Annotated in this window: 17 protein-coding genes and 1 riboswitch; of the genes, 7 read left to right on the forward strand and 10 right to left on the reverse strand. The window is 61.9% G+C overall.

Going from position 1 to position 22543, the window contains the following annotated elements; all coding sequences use genetic code 11:
- Positions 1-69: 69 nt before the first annotated feature.
- Complete coding sequence (locus tag ABD837_RS19515; protein WP_345057911.1) at positions 70-480, reverse strand: RidA family protein; 411 nt, start codon at positions 478-480, stop codon at positions 70-72.
- Between the two features lie 306 nt (positions 481-786).
- Between ABD837_RS19515 and ABD837_RS19520 the strand changes: the two genes are divergently transcribed.
- The 3 genes from ABD837_RS19520 to ABD837_RS19530 all read left to right on the forward strand — a co-directional run bounded on the left by ABD837_RS19520 (position 787) and on the right by ABD837_RS19530 (position 4390).
- Positions 787-1602 (forward strand): energy transducer TonB, encoded by an 816-nt coding sequence (locus tag ABD837_RS19520; RefSeq protein WP_345057913.1) that lies wholly within the window; start codon positions 787-789, stop codon positions 1600-1602.
- 65 nt (positions 1603-1667) lie between these two features.
- Positions 1668-3197 (forward strand): DNA integrity scanning protein DisA nucleotide-binding domain protein, encoded by a 1530-nt coding sequence (locus tag ABD837_RS19525; protein WP_345057915.1) that lies wholly within the window; start codon positions 1668-1670, stop codon positions 3195-3197.
- A 101-nt stretch (positions 3198-3298) separates the two neighbouring features.
- Positions 3299-4390 carry an alpha/beta fold hydrolase gene (locus tag ABD837_RS19530; RefSeq protein WP_345057918.1) on the forward strand — a complete coding sequence of 364 codons (1092 nt, stop codon included), beginning with the start codon at positions 3299-3301 and terminating at the stop codon, positions 4388-4390.
- A gap of 41 nt (positions 4391-4431) precedes the next feature.
- Here the strand turns inward: ABD837_RS19530 and ABD837_RS19535 are convergent, their stop codons facing one another.
- From ABD837_RS19535 to ABD837_RS19575, 9 genes are all read right to left on the reverse strand, one after another.
- Entirely contained in the window at positions 4432-6027 is a 1596-nt protein-coding gene (locus tag ABD837_RS19535; RefSeq protein ID WP_345057921.1) for an amidase family protein, read from the reverse strand.
- A gap of 81 nt (positions 6028-6108) precedes the next feature.
- Positions 6109-6609 carry a DUF4442 domain-containing protein gene (locus ABD837_RS19540; protein WP_345057924.1) on the reverse strand — a complete coding sequence of 167 codons (501 nt, stop codon included), beginning with the start codon at positions 6607-6609 and terminating at the stop codon, positions 6109-6111.
- 29 nt (positions 6610-6638) lie between these two features.
- Entirely contained in the window at positions 6639-8627 is a 1989-nt protein-coding gene (locus ABD837_RS19545; protein WP_345057927.1) for a DUF3857 domain-containing protein, read from the reverse strand.
- A 175-nt stretch (positions 8628-8802) separates the two neighbouring features.
- Positions 8803-10746 carry a DUF3857 domain-containing protein gene (locus ABD837_RS19550; RefSeq protein WP_345057930.1) on the reverse strand — a complete coding sequence of 648 codons (1944 nt, stop codon included), beginning with the start codon at positions 10744-10746 and terminating at the stop codon, positions 8803-8805.
- 180 nt (positions 10747-10926) lie between these two features.
- On the reverse strand, positions 10927-14226 hold the full coding sequence (locus ABD837_RS19555; protein ID WP_345057933.1) for a tetratricopeptide repeat protein: 3300 nt from the start codon (positions 14224-14226) through the stop codon (positions 10927-10929).
- A 130-nt stretch (positions 14227-14356) separates the two neighbouring features.
- The gene (locus ABD837_RS19560; protein ID WP_345057936.1) at positions 14357-14821 is read right to left on the reverse strand and encodes a PPC domain-containing DNA-binding protein; all 465 of its coding nucleotides are present in this window, start codon (positions 14819-14821) and stop codon (positions 14357-14359) included.
- 139 nt (positions 14822-14960) lie between these two features.
- Complete coding sequence (locus ABD837_RS19565) at positions 14961-16286, reverse strand: hypothetical protein (protein ID WP_345057939.1); 1326 nt, start codon at positions 16284-16286, stop codon at positions 14961-14963.
- Positions 16283-17077 carry a hypothetical protein gene (locus ABD837_RS19570; RefSeq protein ID WP_345057942.1) on the reverse strand — a complete coding sequence of 265 codons (795 nt, stop codon included), beginning with the start codon at positions 17075-17077 and terminating at the stop codon, positions 16283-16285. Before ABD837_RS19570 ends, ABD837_RS19565 begins: the two co-directional genes overlap by 4 nt.
- Before the next feature lie 127 nt (positions 17078-17204).
- A complete protein-coding gene (locus ABD837_RS19575; RefSeq protein WP_345057944.1) occupies positions 17205-17783 on the reverse strand; it encodes an RNA polymerase sigma factor in 579 nt (192 codons plus the stop codon).
- 205 nt (positions 17784-17988) lie between these two features.
- A riboswitch (SAM riboswitch) is annotated at positions 17989-18077 on the forward strand.
- Between the two features lie 271 nt (positions 18078-18348).
- On the opposite strand from ABD837_RS19575, the gene ABD837_RS19580 reads away from it, so the two are divergent.
- From ABD837_RS19580 to cobA, 4 genes are all read left to right on the forward strand, one after another.
- On the forward strand, positions 18349-19107 hold the full coding sequence (locus ABD837_RS19580; RefSeq protein WP_345057947.1) for a phosphoadenylyl-sulfate reductase: 759 nt from the start codon (positions 18349-18351) through the stop codon (positions 19105-19107).
- Between the two features lie 139 nt (positions 19108-19246).
- Complete coding sequence (gene cysD, locus ABD837_RS19585; RefSeq protein ID WP_345057949.1) at positions 19247-20161, forward strand: sulfate adenylyltransferase subunit CysD; 915 nt, start codon at positions 19247-19249, stop codon at positions 20159-20161.
- Between the two features lie 136 nt (positions 20162-20297).
- Positions 20298-21590: a sulfate adenylyltransferase subunit 1 gene (locus ABD837_RS19590; RefSeq protein ID WP_345057952.1), complete on the forward strand. Its 1293-nt coding sequence runs from the start codon at positions 20298-20300 to the stop codon at positions 21588-21590.
- Between the two features lie 136 nt (positions 21591-21726).
- Positions 21727-22536, forward strand: coding sequence for a uroporphyrinogen-III C-methyltransferase (gene cobA / locus ABD837_RS19595; RefSeq protein ID WP_345057955.1), 810 nt, complete (start codon positions 21727-21729; stop codon positions 22534-22536).
- The last annotated feature ends 7 nt before the right edge of the window (positions 22537-22543 follow it).

Here is a 22543-nt window from a genome sequence, read left to right on the forward strand (position 1 = left end):
CCTAAACCTGCTGCAGCGCCGGGGAGTTACGCCAAAGCCATTAAAATGACGTTAATAACGCAACCTGCCCTAGCCTTTCAGAGCAGCAATGCACTTGAGCTCGATGGCAATGGGCGTGGGCAGGCAATTGATTTCGAGGGTGGTGCGGCAGGGCTGCGCCGTGGCGAAGTACTCGGCGTAGAGGCGGTTGTAAGTAGGGAAGTCATCCTTCATGTTGGTGAGAAAGACGGTTACATCCACCAAATCGTCCCAGTCGGCCCCGGCTTCTTCCAGGATGTAGCGCACGTTCTGGAACACGGCCCGGCACTGGCTTTCGAAGTCGTAGCGCACCACGCCGCCGTCGGCATCGAGCTCCACACCGGGAATGGCAGGCTGGCCACGCTGGCGCGGCCCCACCCCCGATAGAAACAGGAGGTTGCCGACGCGGCGGGTGTACGGGTAGGCTCCCACGGGTTCGGGAGCGCGGCTTTCGGTGGTCATGCGGTTGGTGGAAGTTGGCGGAAAATGAAGTATTCAGCGTCAAATAACGTCATCCTGACGAGAGAGGAAACTACCGCCGTGGTGAGCTGACGTTATTTGCAAAGCGGCGCGGCACTATTTTGGGTAGGCCGGGCTTGTTTTAGTTTAGTACGTCATGCAGAGCGCAGCGAAGCATCTCGCATGGCACCAGTAATCCAATTGTTGAAAAAATTAGTGGCTGCTGGCAAGATGCTTCGCTGCGCTCTGCATGACGTTCTTCTGCCGGATTTTCTTCTTACCACAGCACTTCTCAAAACCCTTCTACGCATGAAATCCTCGTCCCTCCTGCTGCTCAGCGGCCTTAGTTTATTCAGCATCAGCTTTTCGGCGCAAGCCCAGAAACGCAAAATGCCGCCCAAGCCCTCGGCAACGGAGGTGTACGACTCGGTGGGCCAGCCTGCCGTGCCGCTGGGCGGCACCGAGAAATACGCCCAATTCCTGGCCGACCACCAGAAGTACCCCGCCGCCGCCATGCAGCGCGGGGCCCAGGGTACCGTGAAGGTGAGCTTTGTGATAGAGAAAACCGGTACTGTGAACGAGGTGAAGGTGGAAAGCCCAGTCGCGCCCGAACTCGATGCCGAGGCCATTCGCCTCATCAAAAGCGGCCCGCATTGGACGCCCGCCAAAAACCACGGCCTGGTAGTGCGCCAGCGCGTGGTGGTGCCCGTGTCGTTTGTGATGTCGCCGGGTTCGACGGTGGTGCGCTCGGGCAAGGACCAGCCCATCACCACGTCAGCGGCCGACATTGCCGCCTCGGCCAACCCCAACCGTCCCGCCGTGGTGGCCCCCGACCGTCCCACTCAACCCGTGGGCGGCAACCAGGTCTTTTTCGACTGGGTTGAGAAAAACCAGAAATACCCACTCCTGGCCCGTCAGCGTAAGATTCAGGGCAAGGTCATCATGGAATTCGTGGTGCAGGCCGATGGCAGCCTGACCGATGCGCGCATCGTGAAGCGCCTGGGCTCGGGCCTCGATGAAGAAGCCCTGCGCCTCATCAAGACCGCCCCGAAATGGGAGCCGGCCATGTTTCAGGGCAAGCCGATAAAGCAAAAGATGGTTTTGCCGGTTCTGTTCCAGTTGTAGCTTTTACCCGCTAAAAATCCCCTCCCAGCTAAGAGGGGATTTTTTACTCCCTTTCTGCCCCGCCCATGCTTTCCGCCTGCTCCCTTTCTGCTGCTGTGAAACCCGCCATTGCCACTGGCCCCCCTGCCCAAATCTGGCCCCACCAGGTACGGTACCGCGAGGGCGCCCAAGCACTGGCGCAGGACTTGTTTGATGCCCTCGATGAAGAACTGAAGCCGTTTGTGCTGCTGCTGGCCTTGCCCGTCGATGATAGCCTACCCGCCCGCTGCCTCGAACCCGAAGACTGCGGCCTGCCCGCCGACGCGTTTTCTGACGTGGTGGCCCGGGGCCGCGTGCGCCAGCTCACCACGCCCTGGCCCTTTCCCGACCGCGACGACGTGACGGCCGCCAGTATCCGGCGCAAGCACCAGGGCATCGGCATTCGCGACACCGTGCAGGAGACCCTCGATGCCCTTGATGAGCAGGGATATTACCAGCACTTTACCGGCTGGCCAGTAGAAATAAACGGCTACTTCGTGACGACGGTGCTGCGCCTGCTGCGTAAGCCGCTGCGGGCCTACCCCTCGTTGCAGCCCGCCCGCTACTACACCGATGGCAAGCCGCTGGCGCCGTCGCTGCTGCTGGCGGCCATGTACCGCTTCAACGAGGAAGGCGTGAAGGCCCTGAGTGAGCCCGAGCCGGGGGCCAGCATTTTTGTGCGGCCCCGCGAAAGCGAAGAGCTGCTGCGCGCCGCCGGCAAAACCTTCCTCGACACGCCCGCCCAAGCGCTGGGCCTCGACCCGGCCACCACCAAGCTGTTTGCCACCTGCAACACCATCAGCAGCCTGCGCTACGAAGGAGCCGAGGGCGTGGGCAAGCTGCTGCTGGCCCGGCGCGGCCACCCCAACATCGAGGAGGTTTTCGCCCTCACCTGCCCGACCGAGCTCACGGACTACCGCGCCGTGCGCAAGCTGCTGGAGATGGCCACGCCCGACGTGCACCTGCTCTCAGATGGCGAGAATGTGTACGCCCTGGGCCGCCAGGTGGGCCACTACGATGCCGTCCGCGAAGATTTGTTCGTCATCAACTTCGTTACGCACTACGCCTGGGAGCTGCAGCACGCCACCCACGTGCTCATGCGCTCGCACTACGGCCTGCCCGGGCTGCCGCGCCCGCGCCTCAGCCGCACCACGTTCCGCAAGGCCCTCAAGCGCACCTTCGCCCTCACCGACGCGCCCAAAGTCGAGCGCCTCTGGGACGTGGTGCTCGAAGCCAGCCGCCAGAAGCACGGCACGCTCCTCGTCATCACCACCGAGGCGCTGGCCGAAGCCGACCGGCTCAAGCTGCAGTGCACCCTCATCGAGCCCGTACCGCTCACGCCGCTCATCACCCGCCTCGTCACCAGCATCGACGGGGCCGTGCTGCTCGACCCCGAAGGCTTTTGCTACTCCATTGGCGTCATTCTGGATGGCCGCGCCTCGGGCCGGGGCGATGGCACCCGCGGTGCCCGCTACAACTCGGCCCTACGCTACATCGAAAGCTCGGCCTACCCCTGCCTGGCCGTAGTCGTAAGCGAAGACGGCATGGTTGACGTGCTGACTTCGGTGCGGGAATAAGCGACGTGAGAAGTAAGCCGCCGAGGCTGAATTTTAGGTAGGGCATTCCGGATTTTCTACACGTCATTTGAGAAAATAACCTACTCCAAACCTCGCGCCTTATGCTGCCTCCGCGCTTCCTCTTGCTGCTGGCCTGCGGGCTGCTGCTTACGGCACCCAGCCCGGCCCAAACTCGCTACCCTACGCCGGTAGAAGGCGATTTTACGCTCCCGCGGTTTCAATTTGCTAGCGGCGAAACCCTTCCCGCGCTCAACGTGCACTACACCACGGTGGGGCAGCCCCGCAAGGACGGCAAGGGCCGTATCAACAACGCGGTGGTCATCATGCACGGCACCACGGGCGCGGGCGCCAATTTCCTGGGCGAGCAGTTTGCCGGCCACTTGTTCGGGCCCGGTCAGCTGCTGGACGCAGCCAAATATTACATCATCCTGCCCGATGCCATCGGCCACGGCAAGTCCAGCAGGCCAAGCAACGGCCTGCGCATGCAGTTTCCGAAGTACACCTACGACGACATGGTGACGGCCAACCACCGCCTGCTCACCGAAAAGCTTGGCGTGGCCCACGCCCGCCTGGTGATGGGCACCTCCATGGGCGGCATGGAAACGTGGGTGTGGGGCTACCGATACCCCGATTTCATGGATGCCCTGATGCCGCTGGCCAGCCTGCCTGTGGAAATAGCGGGCCGCAACCGGATGCTGCGCAAAATGGCCATCGACCTGATTGAGATGGACCCTGAGTGGAAAGGCGGCGCCTACACCACCGAACCAAAAACCGGCCTTACCGGCGCCATTTCCTCGCTCATCTTCATGACCAGCAGCCCCAAGCAGATGCAAAAGGCCGCCCCCACCCGCGAGCTGGCCGAAGCCGCACTGGCCAAAACCGAAGCCCGCTTCTTTGGCTCGCTCGATGCCAATGACATGATTTACCAGTTCGATGCTTCGCGTGACTACAACCCCGCGCCGCACCTGGCGGCCATCAAAGCCCCGCTGTTTGCTATCAACTCAGCCGACGACCAGGTGAACCCGCCTGAACTCGGCATTCTGGAAACCGAAATCAAAAAGGTGAACAAGGGCCGCTACATCCTGCTGCCCATCACCGACCTCACCACCGGCCACGGCACCCATTCCAACCCCGCCATTTGGGGCCAGTACCTGCAGGAGCTACTATCCTTGTCGGAGAAATCCAAACTTTAACTATCGGCGCTAGCCAAACCCGCACCGCTCCTGTGCTGAGGCTATTTGCCGGCCGCGGGCAAGGCGGGAAAGCGGGCTGGCGCTTTGCGGTGGTGCGTAGCCTGCTCGTAGGCAAAGGCGTACTTTATGAGGGTCGGTTCGTCGAAGGAGCGGCCGAGAAACTGCAGGCCCGCCGGCAGGTTATCGTAGGTGAAGCCCATGGGCACGGTGAAGGCTGGCTGGCCGGTATGCGGGGCAATGAGTTGGCTGTTGTCGCCCTTGTAGCCCTTAAAATCACCGATTTTGGCGGGCGGGTTGTTCCAGGTGGGGTACACCAGGGCACCCACGCGGTAGCGGTCCATCACGGCCGTTACGGCGTTGCGGAAGGCGATGCGGCGTGGGTCGGTATACGCTTCGCCGCAGCCGGCCGCGTCGGAGCCGGGCGCCTGGCCGTGGGCCAATTCATCCTGTAGGTTCTCTTTGATATAGGCCGAATATTTGCCCGAAGCCAACACCTGGTCGATGTTCTTCACGGGCGCATCCGGGCCCAGCGCGGCCAGGTAGGCATTCACATCGTGCTTAAACACCGAGCACCACTGGTTTTGGCTCACCGTGGTAAAATCGGGCACTTCCACGTCTATTACCTCGGCGCCGGCTTTGCGGAGGTCGGCCACTGCCTGCTCAAACAATGCCTTTACCTGCGGGTCGGGCTTGCGCTCGCTCAGGGTGCGCAATACGCCAATTCGGGCGCCCTGCAGGCCTTTTTTGTTCAGAAACTGGCGGTAGCCGCCGGCCGGAATTTTGCCCGCGCCGTAGGCGGTGAGTGGGTCGGCGGGGTCGGGGCCAGTGGCCAGCGCATCCAGCACGCGGGTGGCATCGGCCACGGAGCGGGTCATGGGGCCGCCGGTGTCGTTGCGTAAATAAAGCGGCGTGATGCCAGCCCGGCTCAGCAGCCCCAGCGTGGGCCGGAAGCCCACCAGCGCATTGTGCGACGACGGCCCGCGAATGGAATTGCCCGTGTCGGTGCCCAGGCCCACGGTACCCAGGCTGGCGGCCACGGCCGCGGCCGTACCTCCGCTGGAGCCCGCCGGTACGTGGTCGAGGTTGTAGGGATTGCGCGTTTCGCCAGCGATGGAACTGATGGTGACCATGGGGCTGAACGCCCATTCGGCCATGTTCGACTTGGCCAGCACAATGGCGCCGGCGGCTTTAAGGGCCTTCACCATGGTGGCATCGGTGCGCGGCACCGAGCCTTTGAGTGCCAGCGAGCCGGCCGTGGTTTGCAGGCCGGCCGTGTTGTAATTGTCTTTCACAATTACGGGGATGCAGTGCAGCGACCGCATCTGGCCCGTGCGGCGGTACTCGGCATCCAATTCCCGGGCCGTTGTCAGCGCTTCGGGGTTGCTGACGATGATGGCATTAAGCCGCGTGGGCTGGTCGTAGGCCGCAATGCGCGCTTGGTAGGCCGTCACCACCTGCTCGCAGTTGCAGTCGCCCCGTTTCAGCGCGGCCTGGATGTCGTCAATCGAAGCTTCAGCTACTTCAAAATGCCGGGCCGTGGCGGTGCTTTGGTCGTGGCGGGCGCGGTTGCAGCCGCTGCCCAGCAGCCCGCTGACAAGCAGTAAAATCAGGAAACGGAACGGAATAAACTGGCGCATACGGCACGGCACGGGAAGTGATGGGCCGAATGTAAACCGTATTTTCTCCGCCAGCCACTACCAGAGCGGTAGTTCAAGCGGCTACTTCTTGGCCCGAAACGACCACGTGAGTTTGAACACGGCTACCACGTCGCCAGCTTCGTCGAGGCCAGTGCTGGTGCATACCACCGTGCGGCCTTCGCCAGTAGCACGGCTCTCGGCCACGGCTTGAGCAATGAGGGCGCCGTCGGGGCAGGTGAAGGTGATGAGGCCCACGGCTTTCTTGGTGAAGTCGCCCTGAATGCCGGTTACCAGCATCGAAACCGGGCCACCAGTCTGCACATGCATCATGGCCTGAATGCCGCTAGCCAACTCAGCCGCCATGGCCAAACAGGCGAAGTAGAGGCTGCGAAACGGGTTTTGCGTGAGGTATTTGTAGCGAATGGTAACCGCGGCCAGCTCCGGCGTGAGCTGCGTGAGGCGCAGGCCGGCCAGCCAGGCCATGGGGAGCTTTTGCAGCATAAAGAGCCGCAGCTTCATCGGGTTCAGCACCTGGCGGCGGAAGGCGGCGGCTTGTGGGGTGTCGGCAGTGGTTGGGCTCATGAAGCGAAGATAGGAATTGTTAGGCTTGCCTAACTCTTCTTATCCAGCACCAACACTACCTTATTCCAGTTAGCAGCGGCATTTACCACGGCGCGGAAGGCCTCGAAATCCGACTTGGGCCAGCGCAGCTGGCGGTAGTTCTCGGCCACGGTTACGGTGATGGTCTGGCCATTCTGCACGTACGACGAGCGGAAGTCAAAATCGGGCTTGGCGGCATCAGCGCCGGCTTTCACATCCACGTTCAGGTCCTGGAGGTTGCGTACCGAGTAGCCGGCCGGCACATCGAAACGAATGGTACGCAAGAAGCTGTGGTTGTTGTCGTTTTCCACGTCGAACTGCCGCTCCTCCTTCTGGTAGAGCTCGGTTTGGGGGCCCAGCAGCGTGCCGATTTTGAACAGGTAGCGCGGCCCGGCTTTGTCGAGCAGTGCGGACGACTCCATCTGGCCTTCCACAATGAAAGGCTTGTCGAGCGGGCTGATGTCACGTTCTACGTTGCGCACTTCCAGCTTCTGGAAGTTGGTGGCATCGGGCACCACGGACTTTTGCATGCCCTGCAGTAGCTCGGTGCGCTTGGCTTCCGGAATCATCGACCAGAAAGGCTGAATTTCGGCCGCCGGGTAGCCGGCCAGCGTCTGGCGCAACCGGATGGTGCTATTGCTCAAGTCGGACGCGAAGGTCACGGTGGCATCAATGTCCTGCGAGCTCTTGTCGGCGCCAAGGGCCGGAATGTCCTTCACCTTGCCCACGGCCGACTCGGTATTGCCCAGCTTAATGCCTTTGATGAACAAGCCGGTACCGCCCGTCCAGTCGGCTGGCAGCATGCCGTAGCGGTAGTCGGGCCGGCCGGGGGCCATGTACAGCCCGGTTGCCGGAAAGTAGAAGGCAAAGTGGTCAAGGTAGTTCCAGGTATCGAAGGTGCCGTCGAACGGTACGGCTTCGCGGCTGCTGGTTACCACTACCTCAAACTCAATTTCCATGGCGCGATACAGCGCGGCCAGCAGGTGGCTGAAGCCAGCCTCCGGGGCGTTGTGGGTGGCCACCACCTGCTCGAGGTTGCCGCTCGCGCCTTCTTCGAGGTTGAAATTCAGCTTCACGTAGTTTTCGGCGGCCCGAATGCGCTCGGCCAGCGGTAGCACGCGCACGGGCACGGTGGTTAGCTTGCTGGCGGTAAGCACCTTGGTCACAGCCTTGGCTTCGTCCTTGGTCAGGTTGTGCACGCTGCGGTACACAAACTGGCTGGCATCGGCCCAGGTAAACTGGCGCACCTGGCCCTTGTTGGCCATGTAGGCCAGCTTGTACTCGACGCGCATGCGCTGGGCTTTCACGTTGGCAAAGGCCTCGTTGCGCAGGCCAGCCACGTTGTCGAGGTGCAGGCGCAGGGCGCGGCGGTCGGCCATAGTGGTGTCGGGCGTCATGGCCGGGCCGTGGTACACGCGGGCCTCGAAGGTGAGGGCCTGGGGCGAAATCAGCTCAAACGTGACGTCGTGGGCCGGCGTGTCGCTCTGCAGCACCTCGCTGCCGAAGTGGTTCACGTTGCGCTCGCGGGTGTAGAAGTATTCGATTTCGGAGCCCTTCTCCACGCCATCCACGGCAAACACGCGGAAGCCGCGGCCGCCCTCCTGGTCCTTCAGCTCCTTCATGTCGGTGGCCTTCACTTCTCGCACCTCGCCGCGCGGGCTGATGGTGCGCGCCTTGATGTCGACCGGCACGCCCGACGCCAGCACCGGCACCACAATCTTGTTGTAGTTCTCGATGCCGTCCGAGGTGTTCACCCGCACAATGCGGTGCTCGGTGGCAAACAGGCGCACGTCCTTGCTGGTTTTATCGAAGTAATATTCCAGGCTGGTGAAATCGCGCAACAGCACGGCCGGCAGTTGGGCCTCGGCCGCCGAAACGGGCAGGCGCTGGTGGCGCTTGGTGTCCCAGTTGTAGCCGACGTGCACGAGGTCGGGCGGCAGGGTTTGGGCCGACAGGGAAATGGTTGTCAGCAGAAAAACGGCGAGGAAAGGAAGGCGCATGAGTGGGTGTGGGTAGTTGGAAGAGAAGCTAACGACGAAAGAACGTCATGCTGAGCGCAGCCGAATCATCTCGCGTGTGGTAGCATTCCTTGTAACCAACGATTGAATTAGTGATGGCACGCGAGATGCTTCGGCTGCGCTCAGCATGACGTTCTGAAAAGCGCCATGAGAAACCCTATATTTTCTTTTTCTTCAGAATCACCACCTCGCGGTAGGCGCTGCCGAGCTTGTTCACTACCGCGTTCCAGTTGCCGAATTGCTTGGGCTGGAGCAGCAGGTAGTTCACGTACACCTCACGGTCCTGAATGATTTTGTTGCCCTGCCGCTCGTAGCTCACCTTAAAGCCGAGGGCGTCGCCCTGGGCCTGCACGGTGGGCGGCAGGTAGCTTACCTCGTAGCCGGCCGGCACCACCAGTTCGGTGCGGGTGTGGTCGGTGTGGGCAAACTCGTTGTAGCGGGGCAGCTTGCGGGTAGTCGAGTCGATGCGGTCGGTGGCGTAGGGCCGCTCCAGGCTCAGGTTGATGTATACCTCGTCGTCGACCTGCTGCACGTAGTCCTGCAGGCGGTAGTCGTAGCTGATGTTCAGCGGCTGGTCGCGGGCGTCGAGGTTGGCAATGCTGTACTTGTCGACGAAGAACTTGTTGTTGCCGCGCTCCAGCAGCGCCTTGATGTACTTGGGCTCGTCGGTGCGGTCCAGGCCATCGAGGCCGTAGCTCTGGTTCACTTTGGAGTAGCCAGCTATGCTGAGCTTGCCCGAGCCGCGCAGCATGGTGCCTTCCAGCGTCAGCACCGAAGCATCATCGACTCCGCTGCGGCCCTTGTCCATGGCCGGAATATCCACCACGCGGCTGTTTTTGGGGTCGAGGCCCAACAAGCCTTCCTTGCCCTGAATCATGGCCGAAGGCATGCCGTAGGGCGTGTGCTTGCTGGTGGCATCGAGGAACACATACTTGCCGGGCGTGGGTTCGTAGGTGGCAATCATGTGGTTATCAACGCCGGGTGTGGCCAGCTCGCCGTACTTGTAGGGCAGGTCGCGGGTGCCCACCCAGGTCAGGTAAGCGGTTTTCACGCCAGCCAGGTGCAGCATCTCGTTGGTGAGGTTGGCCATGTCTTTGCAGTCGCCGTAGCGGCGCGCATACACCAAGCCGGCATCGTGCGGAATGAAGCCGCGCAGGCCCTGCTCGAAGGCGATATACTTCACGTTGTCCTGTACCCAGTAGTATACGCGGCGCACTTTTTCCTCTTCGGTCGTGGCCCCGGCCACCAGCGAATCGACGCGGTGCTGCAGGCCCGGGCTGGGCTGCCGGTCGATGCGGCGCACGAAGTCGGCATACATGTCGTACAGCTCCGGCACGCCCGACAACAGCTTGCGGGCCTGGCCGTTCACGGACGCTTCCTGCACGAAAAACACAATGTGCGGCAGGTAGTAGCTCGACTCCGGGCTGTTCTCTTCGCGGGGCGGGCTGGGCAGGTTGTCGGCCGTCCAGCGGTACACCACCTGGTTGCCTTTCTCCTCGCGGGTGTACTTGATGGGCGTGTTTTCGGCATGGAAAGTCTTGTAGCCAATCACCACGCCCTTGGGCGCTGTGATGGTCAGCTCGGCGTGGCGCACGGGCACGTAGGAACCCACAAAAAACGGCATCACAAACCGGGCATCCACGTGGCGCACGGTGTAATCGGTTTCGGTGCGCGCCCCCGGCGACACCGCTGGAAACGAGAATGATGTCGACCGGGTATCATCAAAAAACACTCCCGACTGAATCTCAAACTTGTCTTTAAAATCGGTCACCTTCACGGTTTTGAACTTCTCGCCGTTGGGTATCAGCGTGCGGGCCTCCAGCTTTTGCAGCCGGTTGAAGTGCGAGCTGTACACCCGGTCGTTGGCGTACATGGCCGACTGCTCGGCCAGGTGCAGCATGTCGGCGTGGTGCCGATTGATGACCTGCACCGAGTCGTTGCGGACTTCCACGGTCAGGTCCTGGCGCATTTCCAGGTACACGGCTTTTTCGCCCGGATACTGCTGTCGCATCTGCGTCAGGAGCTGGCTAGCAGGGGCCTGGGCGTGGGCTGCCACCGCAGCCACAAGCAGCACGGGGAATAGTAAAGATAATTTACTCATGGAATAATGAACGAGTATAGCGTAACCGACTTAAAGTTAGGGGATAGTAGGGGCATTTGGTGCTAGCGAAGGAGTCTGGTCAACACTGCAGCAATGGGCGACAATTCAGTCAGCCGTCATGCCTCGGCTGCGCTCGGCATGACGGCCGACTTGACCAACCTCCTTGCAACGCTTTGCCTGCTACTTATTGTACACCATCAGGTTCCAGTATACGTTGGTGTGCTGGGGCTTGCCGGCGGCATCGAAGGTGGTGCTGGGGCCCCGGCGCTCGCCGCTGCGGTACGTTTCTTCACGCTCCAATGTGCCGTCGGGGCGGTAGTAGCGGCAGCGGCCGTTGAGCTCACCGTGCAAGTAGTTTTCCTGTTCCATGGGCTTGCCGTTGGGGTAAAAGCTTTCGAGCAAGCCCGTTCGGAGTCCCTTGGCGAAAGTGGTACGGCGAAACACCGCGCCCGACGAGTAGTAGTAAGTAGCCGTGCCGGCCGCCTGGTTGTGGTCAAAGGTTTCGGCCACAGCGGGCTTGCCATTGGCAAAATTCAGGCTGATGGTGCCGGTTTGGTTGGGCAGGGTTTGAGCGGCGCTGCCGTCGGCCGGGGCGCGGTAGGTAACCAGCGCGCCGTGCTCGTACTGCTTCTCGGTCAGCAATTCGCCGGCGGGGTTGAAGCGCCGCACCCGGCCGTGGCGCAGGCCGCCTTCGTACTGTTCCACAAACTCCACCTGGCCGTTGGGGAAGTACGAGGTCCACTCCCCTTCCTGGTTGCCGTTGTGGTAGCTCCCCTTCTGGCGCATTTGGCCGTTGGGGTGGTACATGGCCCACTCGCCGGTGTAGTCGCCGTTGCGGAACTGGCCCACGCGGTCGGGCTTGCCATTGGCGAACGTGGAGCGGAAGGCGCCGTTGCGGCGGCCGCCGAGTTGCTCGGCAGTGGTTTCCACGCTGCCATCGGGGCGGTACCAAGTGGCCAGGCCGCTGTTGTCGTAGCAGCCCAGGCCACTGCGGAAATAGGGCTTGCCGCTCGGGTAAGGCATCACATAGTCCTTGCTATCGGGCTTGATGGCAATATTGGCCAGGGCCTGCCCGGTCGAGTCGTAGGTGGTGACGTGGCGCAGCTTGCCGAACTCGAACAGGCGCTCCTGGGTGGGCTTGCCGCCGGGCTCGTAGCTACGGCTTGGGCCGTTGAAATCCCCTTTGAAATACTCGTACTCCTCGCTCAGGCGGCCATCGGAATAAAAATCCTTCCACTGGCCGTGGCGCTGGCCGGCCAAGTAGTAGCCCTGCAGCGAAGGCTGCCCGTCGAGGCTGAACTGTTCGAAAAGCCCGTCTTCGCGGCCTTCGGCATCGAAGCGGGTGCGGCGTTGTAGCTGGCCGCCGTGGTAGTACAGCTCGGCAATGCCGGTTTTGGTGCCTTTGTCGTCGAAGTGGGCCAATTCGCGCCGGCCGCCGTCAGTGTAAAACCACTGCCACTCGCCCACTAGCTCGCCGTTGAGGAAGGTGCCGGTGGCGTTTTTGTGGCCGTCGGCGTCGGGCAGTTGCACGGCCACGCGGCCCTTGCGGGTGTCCTGGTCGAGCACGGGCTGGTTCTGGCGGTTGTAATAGCGCAGGTGCACGGTACGGCCGTGGGCGTACTCGGTGTCGCAGTAGAGGTGGCCGGTTTCGTCGTAATCGTGGTAGGTGCCGTGCAGCTTGCCGGCTTCGTCGAAGCTCTTTTCCACGCTTGGCTTGCCATTGGGGTGATACTCTTTCCAGGCACCCATTTGCTTGCCGTGGGCATAACGGCCTTCCTGGCTCAGCTGGCCGTTGTCGTGGTATTCCTGGTAGAGGCCGTCGAGCTGGTCGTGGTCGTGGGTGCCTTTGCGCTCCAGCACCTTGCCGAGGTAGTACGAGGTGAAGGACCCTTGCTTCGCGCCCTGCACCATGGTGGTGGTGTATTCGGGGCTGCCGTCCTGGTAAAAGCCTTCTTCCAGCCCGTCTACTTTGTCGGCGTGGGTGGTGGTGCGCAGGTGCAGCTGCCCGTTGTCGTAGTAGGTAGCGTACGGCCCGTCGAGGTCGCCGCCCTTAAACGTGCGGCTGCCGGTGCGTGCCCCGCACTCGTTGTACACCGTGAGCACGCCCTCCACCTTGCCGGCGCGGTACGTGCTTTCGTACGACGGCTGGCCGTTGGGGTGAAACTCGCGGGTGAGGCCCTCGCGTTCGCCCTTGTCGTTGTAGTGGTACACCTGCTCCAGGGTGCCATCGGGGCGGAAGGCTTTCCACTCGCCCACGCGCTGGCCGGCGGCGTTGTACTGTCCGTGCCCGTCCACGTAGCCCGCAGCTGCATCAATCGAAATCCAGTCGCCACTCCCCTTAAATTCCCCGGCCGCATCGACCACGCCCGGCCCGAGGCCCACGAGCGAGTTCTTGCTGAACCAGCCCGTCACCCGTGGCGCACTCGGCTGGCCCACAATGCGCTGCTTAGTGCGCAGCTCCGACAGCGCCTCTACCACCACGCGCATCATGGCGTCAATCTTCGACTTGTTGCCCTTCACCCACTGGGCCGCGCGCTTGTCGTCGGCCGATTCCAGGATGCTGTAGGTGAAGGCCGTGAGGTGGTCGTTCTGGCGCAGGGCGGCTACCATTGGCCCGTACGTTTTCACCCAAAAGTCGTCGGCTGGCCCATCCAGCGGGAATTTCTCCGCCAGCAGCTGGGTCTGCTTCACCACCGAAGCCGGGAATTTCACCTTCGACACATAGCCTGCCTGCAGCGCCACCTTGCCTTCGATGAGCTGGTCGAGCTCGGCAAAAGCCTCGTTGGGCACAATGGGCTTGATGCGTTCCTTGTCGTCGACCACGGGTGCCCCTTCGGAAAGGGTTTCGGCAGCTACCAGTACATCGTGAGCCGTCTGGCCCGGGTTGGATAGCACCAGATACGTAAGCCAGCCCAACAGCGCCCGCGAGGTGTGGCCCTGCTCGGCGGCCAGCACGGCCAATAAGCGGTGCGAGTTGGGATGCGTTGGCACCAGCTCGATGCTGCGCTGGAAGCTGGCAATGGCCTCGGCCGGATGGTTGTTTTGAAACTGCACCACGCCCAGGTTGTACACCAAGTTTTGGTTGTAAGGAAACAGCTTAATGCCAGCAGCATAGGTAGCCAGGGCATCATCAATCTGCTTCAGCGATTCCTGGGCGGTGGCCAGGGTGTTGTAGCTCTGGGGCTCGAAGGGTTGCAGGGCCAACGAACGGCGGGCGGCGGCTACCGCTTCAGCGTGTTTACCGGCGGCTTCCAGCGTCATGGCCAGCTCGCTCTGGGCGGTGGCATACGACGAATCGCCGGCTGTGACGGCCTGATACTTAGCAATGGCCCCGGGGTAGTCCTCTTTGTCGTGCAGGGCCACGCCCTCTTTTACCAGCTGGCCGGGCCGGGGCCAGACAATGGGAGCTTGCTGGCTCCAGCCCAGGCGCGGGCCAGCCAGCAGCAGTGCCAGCGCGGCACTACGAATCGCAATCGACATAAATGAAAGTCAGGATGGCAGAGCAGGCTACTTCCCGGCTTCGGGCCGGAGGAATGGCGCCCACGTTACCACAATAATAAGCAGCCGAAATGATTGGTTTCGCCTGCTCTCGCGTTTTCTCGGCCAATGGCTACTTTTTCCGTTTCGGCGCAGCGGCGGGGCGGGGGGCTGGCCTCGGCGCCGGCCGCACTACCAGCTCCTGGTAGCCAAACGTGTTATCGGGTTCGCGCCCAAATTCCAATTGTGGCAGCGCACCCAGCACAATTTCAGCGGTGGTATACACCCGGCAGCCATCAAGCAAATGCCCACCAATAGTACGCCCGGTGCTATCCGATATTGCCAGGTGCAGGTGCGAGCCGTTGGTGGAGAGCGTGCCCACCAGCGACACAATCTCGAAGTGCCCTTTGTACACCGTGGGTCCTTCCTGATTGGCCAGCCGCAGCGTGGCTACCGTGAGGCTGCCCACGCAGGTAAGCATGGTGCCAGCGGCAATGTGGTTGGCCTGGGTGAAGGCCAGGAGTTGCTGACGCAGGTCATCGCCGGGGCGCAGGCGCAGGGCGTAGGTTTTGAGAGTAGATGCAGGAATAGCAGGCACAGAGGCTGGGGTTTGGGCCAGCGCTGGACCGGCGAGCAGAAACAAGAAAAGAACGAGACGAAACGACATTGCTCAAAGGACGTCATGCTGAGCGTAGCCGAAGCATGACCGTTTGGTAATATCGTTCGTAGTCCAGGCGCTACTTGCTGAACCGCACCGTGCCGTAGCGCACTTTGATGTTGACGTTGCCCGCCCGCTGGGCCGGCAGCACGGCTCCAAACACCCCCAGCACGTCGCTGGTCTGAGGACCGTTTTCCTGCGAGAGCACGCGTACAAAGTTTTTATCCACCAGCAATTGGCCCTGTTCGGTACTCACGTCGAAGCGGAAGGCGGGTGCGTCGGCAAATCCCAGGCGAATGGTGCTGAAGCCGCCGTCGAGGTTTATTTGGCGGAAGTTGGCGCCCATGTCGCGCACCACGAAATCGGGGCAGTAGCGCACGGCCATATCCAGGCCCTCACTTAGCTTGTCGATGGTGAAGCGGGAGTAGCCCGACGAGCCCCGCAGGTTGCGCACGCTGCCCAGCGCTACGTCGCCGTACTTGCTGTGCACCGTCAGGTCCTGCACCGTACCGATGTCAACGTCGGAATAGTTGTTGCGCAGGTCCACCGTTGTGCCCTCATCGAGGCGCAGTTGGGCGTAGCTGGCATCAATGCTGGCGCGGCCAGCGAAGGCAATGCGGCAGTCGCCGTTGCCAATGCGAATGAGGTTGCGCGGGCCTTCGAGGCGGGCGGTGCGCAGGGTGCCGTATTCAACCGCCAACTCGGTGTTGCCGCGCAGGTCGTTGTTGAGCGTCACGTCGCCGAAACTGTCGTAGATGCGCAAGGCCGTGGTACGAGGCAGCCACACGGTATAATTCACCTGGTAGCGGCAACCACCGGCCCGGCCGCGCAGGGCAGGACCAAACTGCGTGCTTACGGCCACGCCGCCGGTACGGGCATCGTAGTCGAGCCATTGCACACCCAGCGCTTCCAGCACTTGCTTGGCGCCGGCATCGGTTTCGGCGCGGGCCACCAGTTCAGCTTCTACTTTGATTTCCGCTTTACTCCAAGTGTTTACCTGCACGCGGCCGTAGCGGGTGTCGAGCGAAAAGGCCCGCCCCTGCTTCGGCACCGCAAACGAACGGCTGAGGCGTCGGCGCTGCTCCACTTGCAACTGAGCAGCCGTTTCGGGGCCGTCGGGCTGGTCGGCAGCGGGGTTTTGTGGTCCCTCCTGCTGGCAAGCCGGTTGTTGCCCAGCGGGTTGTTGCTCGCCCGCTTCGGTACTTCCGAACAGGGCTTCGGCGGCACGTTTAGCCTCGGGCGTCAGTGCATGTCTGGCCACGCACGGTCCCGCGGCTGTCCAGCGGCCCGCCGGTACGGCATCGGCTATTGTTTGCGCCTGAGCAGCAGGCTGAACCAGCAGTCCAACCAACAAACCCAGCAGCCCGAGTCCGCGCGCACCCCGAAAAACCGTTAGCTGGCTCATTCGGAGCGGCGGCTATCGGCCAGTACATACGCCCCGGCGTTGGGGTCGGCCTCAGTGGGCGTGTTGCTTAGGTTCAGCTGGCGGTCGAGAATGTCGAGACGCACCTGCAGGTTACGGTTCATGGCCGTGAGCACGGCATCAGGCTGCGGGTGCTGCAGCAACTGCATTTTCAGCACGCGGTAGCTCGAATCGAGCGATGCCAGCTCGTGCTGCCAGTCGGCATTCATGGCCACCATGCCCGGGCCGCTAAGCTGGCTTAACTCCGTTTGGCGGCGGGCGAGTTGGTTGGTGTAGTAGGCTTCCATGCCACGCACGGCGCGCACCAGCTGGCTGTCGGCCCCGGTGGTATGCTCAGCGGCGGTGAGGGAAGTAGGGTTGCCACCCTGATACAAGGCCGCATCGGGTTCAGTATCTACGCTTCCCAGCTTAGCCGCGGGCGCAGCCACAACGGCTACTTCAGCGCCCACCGAGCGGGATTTCCAGGCTTCGCTGGCTCCGGCCGCAAACACCAGCAGGGCCAGTGCCGCCGCCACGCCGTAGCGCTGAAACCAGTTGGCGTGGCCAACTGCCGCAGTTGCTATCGAAGCAGCCGGCGCAGCCCACTCCTCAGCAGCCACTACCGGAGCCGCAGTTGCTGCCAGGGGTTCGTCGCTCAGGCGCATGGCGGGCGCAACAGGGCTTAGCTGCTGCTCCAGCGCGGCCCACAGGTCCGGGCGTGGCTCGTGGGTGTCGAAATCGGCGCGGTGCCGCTCGACGAAATTTTCAAGAGAAGTATTAGTTGGGGTATCCATGAATGAGTAGCAGACGCACGGTTCGTCCAAGTTCAAGGCGGGCCACGGGGCTATACGAAAACCGCGGCCGGGCGAAACAGGATGAAGGGTAATGAAACGATTAAGTAATGATTATAAGGGATAAACGTTAGCTCAGGCCACGCTGGGCGGCCAATTCGCGCAACCGAACCCGAGCCCGGCTGTACTGTGATTTAGAAGTTGATTCGGAGATGCCCATGATGCCGGCGATTTCGAGGTGGTCGTAGCCTTCGAGCAAATACAGGCTGAGCACCACGCGGTAGCCGTCGGGCAGTTCCTGAATGCAGCGGCGCAGCACGTCGGCCCGGTAGTGCGTATCGGCCTCATCCTCGGGCGAGTGGGTGGCGGCTTCGGCGGGCTCGTCGTGGTGCTGCTCGCCCAGCGGCACCAGCGCCAGCCGCCGCTGCCGCAGGCAATTGATGCTTTTGTTCACCACAATCCGCTTCAGCCACGCCCCAAACGAGGAATCGCCTTTGTAGCCGCTTAGTTCACGAAAAGCGCTTAGGAACGACTCCTGCAGCACATCTTCGGCCTCAGCGTAGTCGCCGGTGATGCGTAGGGCCGCGTTGAACATTGCCTTGGAGTAGCGCCGGTAAATCTCGGCCTGGGCCTGGCGGTCGTTGAGGCGGCAGCGCTCCACCAAAGGAGCGTTGATATCGACGTAGGCGGAAATGGACAGAGCTTCCATGCAGAAAACGAGGTCTTGAGTGTGCTTAAGCAACCCATAGACCACACGGCAGGTTCAGGGGTTGCACGGCAAATTACGCGGCAAAAGCACGGCGGCCAAACCTATGGCAATGTGGCCAGTTTCATATTCATAAAATAAAATTTTGGCATTTCGCTTTTTCGTCGGTTACATTTGCCCCAGCAACCCTCGTTTGGGACGCTATCCATTTTTATACAGAGGCGCGGAGAGACAGGCTCGACGAAACGCCGGCAACCCCCACCAGTTGGAACGGTGCCAAGTCCTGACATATAAAAACTGCCGTGAGCACATCCACCAATCTCCGCCTGCAACCCACCACCCTCGCTGCTTCGCGCCGAATGTGTTGTTGCATGTGCTGTTCCCTGGCCGCTATGCCGGGGAAGATTGCTGGTTGTTGAACTAGGGCTTCTCTTCCGGCGGCTGTTGCGACGGCTACCCCGCTACCCCCTCTTGTGGTGATTGATTCATTGCGCGACGCATAGCGGGTTTTTGCGGCCTCTACGGCCCATTGTTGGTTTTTTCTGCGGAGAAAAACTCCCTTCCCATCATGGCATTACCCCTTGAAAGCCAGGTTGCTGACCTGCGCCGCTACCTTCCCGAATGCTCGGCACCGGAAACCCTGGCCCTGCTGGCCGACCACTTCCCCGGCCGCGTCTCGTTTTCTACCTCCTTTGGCCTCGAAGACCAGATTCTCACCCATTTCATCTTCGAAAACGACCTACCCATCCGGGTGTTTACGCTCGACACGGGCCGCAATTTTCAGGAAACTTATTCTACCTGGAACAAGACCTTGCTGCGCTATGAAAAGCCCATCGAAGTATTCGCGCCCGACGGCGCAGCCATTGAGGAGCTGACCCGCCAAAAGGGCCCCAACAGCTTCTACGAGAGCATAGCGAACCGCAAGGAGTGCTGCAACATCCGCAAGGTGGAGCCCCTTTCCCGCGCCTTGGCTGGCCAGCAGGTGTGGGTGACGGGCATCCGCGCCGAGCAGTCGCAAAACCGCCAAACCATGCACCCAGCTGAGTGGGATGCCGGCCACGAGCTCATCAAAGTACACCCGCTCTTCGGCTGGACCTGGGCCGAGTGCGAGGCCTTCGCCCAGGCCAACGGCATTCCGGTTAATCCACTGCACAATAAAGGCTTCGTGAGCATCGGCTGTGCGCCCTGCACCCGCGCCATTGCGCCGGGCGAGGATTTCCGCGCCGGCCGCTGGTGGTGGGAAGACGCTGCCGCCAAGGAGTGCGGCCTGCATGCCACTGCCGCCCACCAGGGCCTCGACCCGGTGGTAGAGCGAATGCCAGGCTAGGCCCATCCTCGGGCGCTAGCGGCTGGGCCGCTGGCGCTACTTCCTACCCCAAGGGCACCTCTCGCGGGCCTTATCCCACCCATAATCTTCCTGCTTTTCACATTCGCCCGATTTTTTCGGGCCTAGACTTCCTGTGCCAATGCCAACCGCTGCTTATCCCGATTACCTCGACCGTTTAGAAGCTGAAGCTATTCATATCCTGCGCGAAGTAGCCGGACAGTTCGAGCGGCCCGCACTTTTGTTCTCGGGCGGTAAAGACTCGATTGCCCTGACGCGGTTGGCCGAAAAAGCCTTTCGGCCGGGTAAGTTTCCCTTCCCACTGGTGCACGTCGACACCGGCCACAACTTCGAGGAAATCATCAACTACCGCGACGAGCTGGCGGCCCATTTGGGCGAGAAGCTAATTGTGCGCAAGGTGGAAGACACCATCCGGGAGCGCGGCCTGCACGAGCCGGGTGGCAAATACCCCAGCCGCAACCCGCTCCAGACCTACACCCTGCTCGATGTGATTGAGGAATTCGAGTTTGACGCCTGCATCGGCGGGGCGCGGCGCGACGAGGAGAAGGCCCGGGCCAAGGAGCGCATCTTTTCAGTGCGCGACGATTTTGGCCAATGGGACCCCAAGCGCCAGCGGCCGGAGCTGTGGAACATCTACAACGGCCGCATCCAGAAGGGTGAAAACGTGCGCGTATTCCCCATTTCCAACTGGACTGAGCTGGACGTGTGGAACTACATCAAGCGCGAAAACATCAAGCTGCCCGAGATTTATTTCTCGCACGAGCGCCAGTGCGTGGTGCTGCCCAGCGGCCAGCTCCTCGGCTTCAGCGAGCACCTGAACCTCGACGAAACCGACGAAATCGTGAACCGGCGCGTGCGCTTCCGCACCGTGGGCGACTCCACCTGCACGGCCGCCGTGGAAAGCGACGCCGTTTCGGTGAATGACATCATTGAGGACCTGCTGCTGGCCAAAGTGAGCGAGCGCGGCGCCACCCGGCTCGACGACAACCTCTCGGAAACGGGGATGGAGGACCGCAAGCGCAACGGCTATTTCTAAAAATTAAATGTGGGGAAATGTGGGAATGTGAAAGATGTGAAAATGAGTCGGCACATGCCGCCAGCCATTCGCACTCCCTCCTGAATTAGCCATTTTTCACATTTCCACATCGTTCACATCTAGCATATTAAAAAAAATGGACCTTCTCCGATTCATCACCTGCGGCAGCGTCGACGACGGCAAAAGCACGCTCATCGGCCGCCTGCTTTACGACAGCGACTCAGTATCGCTCGACGTGCTGGCCACGCTGGAAAAGCGCCGCGCCACCACCGGCGGCGACGTCGATTTGGCCCTGCTCACCGACGGCCTCAAAGCCGAGCGTGAACAAGGCATCACCATTGATGTAGCGCACAAATACTTCACCACGCCGCGCCGCAAGTTCATCATCACCGACGCACCGGGCCACGTGCAGTACACCCGCAACATGGTGACCGGCGCGAGCAACGCCGACCTGGCCATTGTGCTGGTAGATGCCCGCCAGGGCGTGATTGAGCAAACCAGGCGGCACACGCTGCTGGCTTCGCTGCTGGGCATTCAGCACTTTGTGCTGGCCGTGAATAAGATGGATTTGGTGGGCCACGAGGAAGTGATTTTCCAGAACATAGTGGCCGATTATGCGGCCATTGCCGAGCAGCTGAAGCTGCCGAACGTGGTAGCCATCCCGCTTAGCGCCCTCAATGGTGACAACGTGGTGCGCCGCTCCGATTTCCTGCCTTGGTACCACGGCCCCAGCCTGCTGGAGCACCTCGAAAGTGTGCCGGCCGCCATTGATGCCAACCCGAATGAGCCGCGCTTTCAGGTGCAGTATGTGATTCGGCCGCAGACCGAGGAGTTACCCGACTACCGGGGCTACGCCGGCCGCATCCAGAGCGGCACTTATCGCCCGGGCGACCGGGTGCGCATCTGGCCCTCGGGCCTGGAAACAGTGATTGAAGCAGTTGAAGTGAACCAGCAGGAAGTGGCGGCTGCCAGTGCCCCGCAAGGCGTGGTGCTGCGCCTGCGCGACGACATGGACGTGAGCCGAGGCGATACCATTGTACCCACCACCGCCCACCCGGCCGTGGTGCGCGAACTCGAAGCCACGCTGTGCTGGATGGACGAGCGGCCGCTGCGCGCCGGCCGAAAGCTGCTGGTGCAGCACCACTCCGCCACGGTGAAGGCCGCCGTGACCACCATTCTGCAAAAGACCAATATCGAAACCTTCGAAAGTCAGGGTACCGACGAGGCTCGGCTCAACGATATCGTGCGGGTGCGCTTGAAAACCGCCCTGCCACTGGTGGTGGATGAGTATCGGCAAAACCGGGTCACCGGCGCTTTTATCCTGGTCGATGAGCAGACCGGGGCTACCCTGGCCGCCGGCCTCATTGCCGCTACCGACCCGGAATATTTCACCCAGGAAGTACCCACCGAGGCCGCGTTTTCCATTTAAAACACCTTGGCAACGCCCGTCCTGCAGGGCGTAGCGAAGCATCTCGCGTGCCGCCACTAATCCTGACGATTCGATTGCTACCACAAGCGCGATGCTTCGTTGCGCTCTGCATGACGACCAACATAGAAAACTAAAAATGGCTGATTCTTCTCTTTTCCTGCCTCGCCTGACGGTTGTCGGCGCCGGGCCTGGCGACCCGGACTTACTGACGCTGAAAGGCGCAAAAGCCCTGGCGGCAGCCGATGCGGTGCTGTACGATGCCCTGGCTAACGATGCCCTGCTGGCCCACGTCCGGCCCGGCGTGCCGCTGATTTTTGTGGGCAAGCGCAGCGGTTTCAAGGCCTATACCCAGGAAGGCATCAACGAGCTGATTGTGCAGCAGGCGTACCGCCACGGCCACGTGGTGCGGCTAAAGGGCGGCGACCCGTTTGTGTTTGGCCGCGGCCGCGAGGAAATGCTGTACGCCGAAGCTAACGGGCTGGCCACCGACTACGTGCCGGGCATTAGCAGCGCGGTAGCGGCGGCGGGCAGCGTGGGCATTCCGGCCACGCACCGGGGCTTGAGCGAAGGCTTCCGGGTACTAACGGCTACGACAGCAGACGAGCAGCTTTCGACCGCCTTGCTCGAAGCCGCCCAGACGCCCACCGTCACCACCATTATTCTGATGGGCATGAGCCGGCTGGCAGAAATCGCGGCGCTTTTTGCCCGCTACGGCGGGGCCGAAGTGCCAGCGGCCATCATCCAGAACGGTACGCTGCCGACAGCACGCGCGGTGGCCGGCACGGTGGCCGACATCGCCGGGCGGGCCAGTGCGGCCGGGCTCGGTGCGCCGGCCGTGATTGTGCTGGGCGAAGTGGTGCGGCTGATGAAGCAGCCTGCCGCGACAGCAGCTAATGTAGCCACTGAGATACTACCGGAACTGCTGGCTTACGCAAAAGTGGCTTAGCCCACTG

This window comes from Hymenobacter glaciei (genome assembly GCF_039539585.1).
Taxonomy (GTDB): Bacteria; Bacteroidota; Bacteroidia; order Cytophagales; family Hymenobacteraceae; genus Hymenobacter; species Hymenobacter glaciei.